At 74.7% G+C, this 7,278-nt stretch carries 8 protein-coding genes and 1 riboswitch; of the genes, 5 read left to right on the top strand and 3 right to left on the bottom strand.

The annotated features are described in order from the left end of the window. Positions 1-221: 221 nt before the first annotated feature. The 3 genes from GPJ59_RS31250 to thiO all read right to left on the bottom strand — a co-directional run bounded on the left by GPJ59_RS31250 (position 222) and on the right by thiO (position 2,409). Positions 222-1,016, bottom strand: coding sequence for a thiazole synthase (locus GPJ59_RS31250; protein WP_219671284.1), 795 nt, complete (start codon positions 1,014-1,016; stop codon positions 222-224). 5 nt (positions 1,017-1,021) lie between these two features. Then, on the bottom strand, positions 1,022-1,222 hold the full coding sequence (thiS, locus tag GPJ59_RS31245) for a sulfur carrier protein ThiS (protein WP_219671283.1): 201 nt from the start codon (positions 1,220-1,222) through the stop codon (positions 1,022-1,024). Continuing rightward, complete coding sequence (gene thiO, locus GPJ59_RS31240; protein WP_219671282.1) at positions 1,219-2,409, bottom strand: glycine oxidase ThiO; 1,191 nt, start codon at positions 2,407-2,409, stop codon at positions 1,219-1,221. Before thiO ends, thiS begins: the two co-directional genes overlap by 4 nt. Next, positions 2,407-2,519, bottom strand: a riboswitch (TPP riboswitch). (Overlaps the previous gene by 3 nt.) Before the next feature lie 93 nt (positions 2,520-2,612). Here thiO and GPJ59_RS31235 point away from each other — a divergent pair. From GPJ59_RS31235 to GPJ59_RS31215, 5 genes are all read left to right on the top strand, one after another. Beyond that, the gene (locus GPJ59_RS31235; protein WP_219671286.1) at positions 2,613-3,842 is read left to right on the top strand and encodes an NAD(P)/FAD-dependent oxidoreductase; all 1,230 of its coding nucleotides are present in this window, start codon (positions 2,613-2,615) and stop codon (positions 3,840-3,842) included. 316 nt (positions 3,843-4,158) lie between these two features. Then, a complete protein-coding gene (locus tag GPJ59_RS31230; protein ID WP_219671281.1) occupies positions 4,159-4,524 on the top strand; it encodes an Rv2175c family DNA-binding protein in 366 nt (121 codons plus the stop codon). Between the two features lie 80 nt (positions 4,525-4,604). Further along, complete coding sequence (gene thiE, locus GPJ59_RS31225) at positions 4,605-5,255, top strand: thiamine phosphate synthase (RefSeq protein WP_219671280.1); 651 nt, start codon at positions 4,605-4,607, stop codon at positions 5,253-5,255. A 106-nt stretch (positions 5,256-5,361) separates the two neighbouring features. Beyond that, entirely contained in the window at positions 5,362-6,276 is a 915-nt protein-coding gene (gene metF / locus GPJ59_RS31220; RefSeq protein ID WP_219671279.1) for a methylenetetrahydrofolate reductase [NAD(P)H], read from the top strand. Between the two features lie 52 nt (positions 6,277-6,328). Then, complete coding sequence (locus GPJ59_RS31215) at positions 6,329-7,195, top strand: hypothetical protein (RefSeq protein WP_219671285.1); 867 nt, start codon at positions 6,329-6,331, stop codon at positions 7,193-7,195. The last annotated feature ends 83 nt before the right edge of the window (positions 7,196-7,278 follow it).

Below are 7,278 nucleotides of genomic sequence, written 5' to 3'. Positions count from 1 at the left end.
CCCGCGCCGCGCCGGGGCCCCCTCCCCCCCCCCACCCTCACCAGAACGGGGGGGCGGCGCCCCAAGCCCCCCTGACGCGCGCTGCGCCCCCGTGCGCTCAAACGCCGCGCGGGCTGGTTTGGCACAGCAAACCCCAGCCCCGCCGGCGTTTGAGGCGCGGGGTCTGGGGCGGAGCCCCAGTTCGGGAAGGGGCGGGTAGGGGAAAAGGCCCCGCGCAGCGGTCAGAAGGCCGGGCGTTCCGGGTCCAGGCGGGCCCCGCCGTCCGTGGGGGAGGACGCGTGGGGGAAGCGGCGTACCGGGAGGCCCCCGGCCCGGCGGCCCAGCCGCCCCGCCGAGACCGCGTCCCGCATCGCCGCAGCCATGAGCACCGGCTCCTGCGCCCGCGTCACCGCCGAGGCAAGCATCACCGCCGAGCACCCCAGCTCCATCGCCAGCGCGACGTCCGACGCCGTGCCCGCACCCGCGTCGAGGATCACCGGAACCCCCGCCCGCTCCACGATCAGCTCGAAGTTGTGCGGGTTGCGGATGCCCATGCCGGAACCGATCGGCGAACCGAGCGGCATGATCGCCGCGCAGCCGGCGTCCTCCAGGCGCCGCGCGAGCACCGGGTCGTCGTTCGTGTACGGCAGCACGGTGAAGCCGTCGTCCACCAGGATCTCGGCGGCGTCGAGCAGCTCCACCGGGTCCGGCAGCAGCGTCCGCTCGTCCGCCACCACCTCCAGCTTGATCCAGTCCGTGCCGAGCGCCTCCCGGGCGAGCCGCGCGGTCAGCACCGCCTCGCCCGCGGTGAAGCAGCCGGCGGTGTTCGGCAGCACGTCGATGCCGAGCTTCGACAGCACCGACAGCACCGAGCCCTGGACCGTGGGGTCCAGCCGGCGCATCGCGACCGTGGTCAGCTGGGTGCCGGAGGCGACCAGGGCCCGCTCCAGGACGTCCAGGCTGGGCGCCCCGCCGGTGCCCATGACCAGGCGGGAGGAGAAGGTGCGGTCGGCGAGGGTGAACAGGTCGTCGGCCATGGCGCTCATCCCCCCTGCACCGCGGTGAGGACCTCGACCCGGTCGCCGTCGCCGACCGGGGTCACGCACCACCGGGTGCGCGGGACGACCGTCTCGTTCAGCGCCGCGGCGACCCCGGAGGGGGCGGTGGTGAGGGTGGCGACGACGGCGTCGAGCGTCGTGCCGGGGGCGATCTCCAGGGGCTCGCCGTTCAGGGAGACGGTCATGCGAGGGACTCCTCACGGGCGGCGGTGAACCGGCGCGGGCTGAAGGGGCGGGCGATCTCGGGGAGTTCGCCGGTGGTGAGGACCTCGGCCATGACGTCGCCGGTCAGCGGTGTCAGCAGCACCCCGTTGCGGTAGTGCCCGGTGGCCAGGTGCAGTCCCGGCAGTTCGGTCGGGCCGAGCAGCGGCGCGTTGTCGGGGGAGCCGGGGCGCAGGCCCGCCTGGGTCTCCACGAGCGGGAGTTCGGTGATGCCGGGCACCAGCTCGTGGGCGTCGCGCAGCAGTTCGTACACGCCGCCCGCGGTGACCGTGGTGTCCCAGCCGAGCTCCTCGCTGGTGGCGCCGACGACGAGCTCGCCGTTCTCCCGGGGGACCAGGTAGACCTGGCTGCCCCGGACGACGGCCCGCACGGTGCGGGAGAGGAAGGGGCGGTAGGCCGGCGGCACCGTCAGGCGCACCACCTGGCCCTTGACCGGCCGGACGGGGACCGCGGCGTCCGCCGGTACGCCGGCCAGCCGGCCGCTGAGGCTGCCCGCGGCGAGGACGACCTGGTCGGCGTGGAGGGCGGTGCCGTCCGTCAGGACCGCTCCCGCGGCCCGGTCGCCCGACACGGTCAGCTGCTCGGCGCCGCTGCGGTGCACGGCCACGCCGGCCCGCTCGCACGCGGCGAGCAGCGCGGCGGCGAGCTGGCGCGGGTCGACCTGGTGGTCGCCGTCGGCCCGCAGGCCCCCGCGTACCCCTGGCGCCAGCATCGGCTCCAGCCGCCGGCACTCGCGGCCGGTCAGCCACTGGGACTCCAGGCCGCAGCGGCTCTGGAGGGCGTGCAGCTCGCGCAGGTGCAGGCGGTCGTCGGCGTCGAGGGCGACGGCGAGCGTGCCGCACGAGCGGTAGCCGATGTCCAGCCCGCCGCTGGCCTCGGCCAGTTCGGCGACGAACTGCGGGTAGCGCTCGGCGGAGGCGAGGTTCAGCCCCAGCAGGGTCTCCTCGCCGTAGTGCAGCTCGGAGACGGCGGCGAGCATGCCCGCCGCGACCTGGGCGGCCCCGCCGCCGGGCGCCGGGTCGCACAGCGCCGTGCGCAGTCCGCGCTGCGCGGCGCGCCAGGCCGTGACCAGGCCGATGATTCCGCCCCCGATGACGAGGACGTCGGACCGTCCGGACTCCGTCGGTCCGGAACGTACGGATGCGTGCATGGGCGTCCAGCCCCTCCCTTCGCCGGCATGACCCGGATCAGGTTCGTACGGTCGGAGGCCGGCCAGCCTCCCTCTCAGCCCGGTCCGCCCGGGCTCCCGCGATAGGTACGGTGGCCAGACTAACCCCGGCCCCGGAGCCCGGGTAGGCCCGCCCATTCCTGACGCTCCGTCAGCTGACTAGGCTGGGAGGCGTGAGCGAGCAGATGCAGAACACCCAGCCGGACACCCAGCCGGCCGTCGTCGTCGCCGGAGCCGGAATGGCCGGCGTACAGACCGCGGTGGCCCTGCGGGAGCAGGGCTTCACCGGCCCCGTGACCCTGCTGGGCGCCGAGCCCCACCAGCCCTACGACCGCCCGCCGCTGTCCAAGGCCGTCCTGCTGGGCAAGGCCGAGGACTCCGCCTTCGACGTCGACTTCGAGGGCTTGCGTATCGAGCTGCGCCTCGGCGTCGAGGTCACCGGGCTGCGGGCCGCCGACCACGAGGTGGACACCGAGGCCGGCCCCGTCCCGTACGACGTGCTGGTCCTGGCCACCGGCGCCGAGCCGCTCACCCTGCCCGGCACCGAGGGCGTGCCGGGGGTGCACCTGCTGCGCACCCTGGACGACGCCGAGCGGCTGCGCCCGGTGCTCGCGGCCACCCCCGCGATCGTCGTGGTCGGCGCCGGCTGGATCGGCGCCGAGTTCGCCACGGCCGCGCGCGAGGCCGGCTGCGAGGTGACCGTCGTGGAGGCCGCGGACCGGGTGCTGGCCGGCGCCCTGCCCGCCGAGGTGGCCGCCCCCATGGCGGGCTGGTACGCCGAGGCCGGCGCCCGCCTGGAGACCGGGGCCCGGGTCGCCGCGATCGAGCCCGGCCGGGTCCTGCTGGCCGACGGGCGCGCCCTGCCCGCCGGGGCCGTCGTCGTCGGCATCGGGGCGCGGCCCGCCACCGGCTGGCTGGCCGGCAGCGGGGTGGAGCTGGGACCGGACGGCTCGGTCACCGCCGACGCCCGGCTGCGGACCTCGCTGCCCGACGTCCACGCGGTCGGCGACTGCGCCTCCTTCCCCTCCGCCCGGTACGGCGCACGGCTCCTGGTGCACCACTGGGACAACGCCCTCCAGGGCCCGCGCACGGTCGCCGCCAACATCCTGGCCGGGCTGACCGGGGGCCCTGAGCAGACCTACGACCCGGTCCCGTACTTCTGGTCGGAGCAGTTCGGCCGCTTCGTGCAGTACGCCGGCCACCACGCCGGCGCCGACACCCTGCTGTGGCGCGGCGACCCGGCCGAGGCCGCCTGGTCGGTGTGCTGGCTGCGCGACGGGACCCTGGTGGCCGTGCTCGCCGTCGGCCGGCCCCGCGACCTGGCCCAGGGCCGCAAGCTGATCGAGTCCGGCGCGGCCCTGGACCCGGCCCGCGCGGCCGATCCGACGGTGGCCCTGAAGTCGGCGGTGCTCTGACCGGGCCGCCGGGCGGAGCCCTGCTCAGGGGCGCGAGGAACTGCGCGCCCAGCCGAATGCGACCTGGCGTCGCGGGCCGGGTCAGTGCCCCGCGGCGTGGCCGCGCGGCTCCGCCGTGGACCTTTCCGCGCGACACGGACTGCGGGCCGCCGGTGGCCGGTCGCGCAGTTCCCCGCGCCCCTGGGTTCGGCTTCGGCCGGGGCTCGGTCCAGGGCCCCGCCCCGGGCTGCTCGAGGGGCCCGGCGCGGGAGCGGTGGGACCCCCCGCTCGGCCCGCCCGACTACCGACTGTCAGTCCCGGATGGCAGGCTTGTCCCGTGACCGAGATTGACGCAAAGATCGATGCGCTCGTCCCCGAGTGGCTCTACCTCCCCGACATCGCCGAGATGCTGGGTGTCGAAGTGACCCGAGTCCGCCAGCTGGTCAAGGAGGGCCAGCTCATCGCCGTCCGCCGCGGCGAGAACCGCGCACTGCAGGTGCCCGCCGCCTTCATCGACGGCGACAAGGTGACCAAGGGCCTCAGCGGCACCCTGACCCTGCTCCGGGACGACGGCTTCAGCGACGAAGAGATGCTGGAGTGGCTCTTCACCCCGGACCCGACCCTGCCGGGCACCCCCGCGCAGGCCCTGAGCGAGAATCGGGGCACGGAGGTCAAGCGGCGCGCCCAGGCGCTCGCGGTCTGACCCGTCCCGTCTCGCACGCTCCACACGGTGTACGGGCCCCTCGCGGGCCCGTACACCCGCACGTCAGGGGGTACCGCCCGATGAACGATGTCCGCGACCGGCTGTCCGACGCCCGGCTCTACCTGTGCACGGACGCCCGCAAGCGCCAGGGCGACCTCCCCGAGTTCCTCGACGCCGTCCTCGCGGGCGGCGTCGACATCGTGCAGCTGCGCGACAAGGGCATGGAGGCCGGCGAGGAGCTGGAGCACCTGGCGGTCTTCGCCGAGGCCGCCCGCCGGCACGGCAAGCTCCTCGCGGTCAACGACCGGGCCGACGTGGCCCACGCCATCGGCTCCGACGTGCTGCACCTCGGCCAGGGAGACATCCCCGTCCCGGCCGCCCGCGCCATCCTCGGCCAGGCGGTGGTCATCGGCCGTTCCTGCCACGCCGAGGCCGAGGTCGACGCCGCCGTCGCCGAACCGGGTGTGGACTACTTCTGTACCGGGCCCTGCTGGCCCACCCCCACCAAGCCCGGCCGCCACGCCCCCGGCCTCGGCCTCGTGCGCCACGCCGCCTCGCTGCGCCAGGACCGGCCCTGGTTCGCCATCGGCGGCATCGACGGGTCGAATCTGGACGAGGTGCTGGACGCCGGCGCCGAGCGGATCGTGGTCGTCCGCGCACTGACCGAGGCAGAAGACCCGGGCGCGGCCGCCGCCGACCTGGCGAAGCGGGTGCGCGAGCGCCTCGGCTGAGGCGAATCCACAGGCCGGCCACGGCGCGGTGGGCGGACTGTCCAAAAACATGTCCACCTGTCGGACAGCGCTTCGTGCCTCGTGGGCCCGCGTCTAACCTGCCGGTATGGCCCTTGGTACCGCTTCCACCCGCCCGGACCGCGCACGCACCGTGCGCGACATCCTCGCGTCCGGCAAGCCCTCGTACTCGTTCGAGTTCTACGCGCCCCGGACCGAGAAGGGTGAGCGCAGCCTGTGGAGCGCGCTGCGCCGGGTCGAGGCCGTCGGGCCGAGCTTCGTGTCCGTGACCTACGGCGCCGGCGGTTCCACCCGCGGCGGCACCGTCAAGGCCACCCAGGAGATCGCTGCCGACACCACCCTCACCCCCGTCGCGCACCTCACCGCCGTCGACCACTCGATCGCCGAACTCCGCCACGTACTGGGCCAGTACGCGGACGCGGGGATCCGCAACATGCTCGCGCTGCGCGGCGACCCGCCGGGCGACCCGATGGGCGCGTGGGTCCGCCACCCGGAGGGCGTCACGTACGCCGCCGACCTGGTCCGGCTGATCAAGGAGTCCGGCGACTTCTGCGTGGGCGTCGCCGCGTTCCCCGAGATGCACCCCCGCTCCAGCGACTGGGACACGGACATCCGGCATTTCGTGGACAAATGCCGTGCGGGTGCGGATTACGCGATCACCCAGATGTTCTTTCATCCGGAGAACTACCTGAGGCTGCGCGACAGCGTGGCGAAGGCGGGCTGCGAGACCCCGATCATCCCTGAAGTCATGGCTGTTGTGAACGCGCGGACCCTCGACCGGCTGCCCCAGCTGAGCAACGCGGCCTTCCCCGCGGACGTCAAAGACCGCATCCTCGCCGTCAAGGACGACGCGGCCGCTGTACGCTCCATTGGCATCGAGTTCGCCACGGAGTTCTGCGCGCGGTTGCTGTCCGAGGGAGTCCCGGGGCTGCACTTCATCACGAACAACTCCACGGCGACTCTGGAGATCTACGAGAACCTGGGTCTGCACCAGCGGGCCTGACCGGCCGTACCCCTTCCCGCGGGCGGCCGCACGAGAGGGGCCACGCATGGGCATGGGAATGACGGTTCTCTACATCGCGTTCGGCTTCGTCGCCCTGTGGCTGCTCGCCGAGGTGCTGCTCCAGTACAAGGCGCGACTGCGCTGGCGCCTGCTGGCCTTCGTCGGCTTCCTCGGCGTGGTCGCCGGTGTGGTGCTGCCGTCGGTGATGGTCATCGGCGTGGGCGCCGCGGCCTTCGCGATCGGCCAGACGCTGGTCACGCTCTCTTTCCGCAAGGGCTTCGTGGCCGGCTGGGCGCTGCGCCGCGGCGAGCCGGACGAGGCGCAGCCGGAGCCCGCGCAGGCGGGCAAGGCGGCCGGGCGGGGGAGCAGGCGCCGCCGCGGCGGTCCCGCGCGCCCGCAGGAGCCGGCGCTGGAGGTCACGGCGCTGGAGTACCAGGACGAGGCCGAGGCCGAGGCGCTCCGGCAGCCGGCGGCCGAGGAGGTCTACCACCCGCAGCCGCTGGAGGAGGACACCGGCTCGTACGGCATCCAGAGCTTCGCCCAGAACCCGCAGGCCGCGCCGGACCAGGCGTACCAGACCCCGTTCGGCGTGCCCGAGCAGGACGCCCACCAGTACGCCGCCTACTACGACCAGCAGGGCCAGGGCGGCTACGGCTACGGGCAGCAGCAGACCTACGCCGCCTACTCGGACCCGTACATCGGCACCGGCGGCGTGGCCCAGCCCTACGCCTATCCGCAGTACACCGACCCGCAGTACGCCATGGACACCCCGCCCGGCGGGGTCTGGGTGCCGCAGCAGCGCGACACCGCGCAGCCGTATCCCCAGCAGGGCTACCCGGGCCAGGGCCAGGAGCCCCAGCAGCAGCCGCAGAACTACCCGTACCAGGGCACGGGGGAGTACGAGCAGTACCGCTACTGAGCACCCGGGCGCGGCTGCCGGCCGCCCCGGCGCGGCGCCCGCCGTCAGGGGCGCGTGCCGGGCGGGCGTGAGCCGAGCGGGCG

Source organism: Streptomyces bambusae (assembly GCF_019400985.1).
GTDB lineage: Bacteria > Actinomycetota > Actinomycetes > Streptomycetales > Streptomycetaceae > Streptomyces > Streptomyces bambusae_A.
This window is presented reverse-complemented; position numbering and strand designations above follow the sequence as displayed.

Bases quoted from the DNA above. Each gene is read 5' to 3' on its own strand.
- GPJ59_RS31250 (WP_219671284.1), bottom strand. From the start codon at position 1,016: ATGGCCGACGACCTGTTCACCCTCGCCGACCGCACCTTCTCCTCCCGC.
- thiS (WP_219671283.1), bottom strand. From the start codon at position 1,222: ATGACCGTCTCCCTGAACGGCGAGCCCCTGGAGATCGCCCCCGGCACG.
- thiO (WP_219671282.1), bottom strand. From the start codon at position 2,409: ATGCACGCATCCGTACGTTCCGGACCGACGGAGTCCGGACGGTCCGAC.
- GPJ59_RS31235 (WP_219671286.1), top strand. From the start codon at position 2,613: ATGCAGAACACCCAGCCGGACACCCAGCCGGCCGTCGTCGTCGCCGGA.
- thiE (WP_219671280.1), top strand. From the start codon at position 4,605: ATGAACGATGTCCGCGACCGGCTGTCCGACGCCCGGCTCTACCTGTGC.
- metF (WP_219671279.1), top strand. From the start codon at position 5,362: ATGGCCCTTGGTACCGCTTCCACCCGCCCGGACCGCGCACGCACCGTG.
- GPJ59_RS31215 (WP_219671285.1), top strand. From the start codon at position 6,329: ATGGGAATGACGGTTCTCTACATCGCGTTCGGCTTCGTCGCCCTGTGG.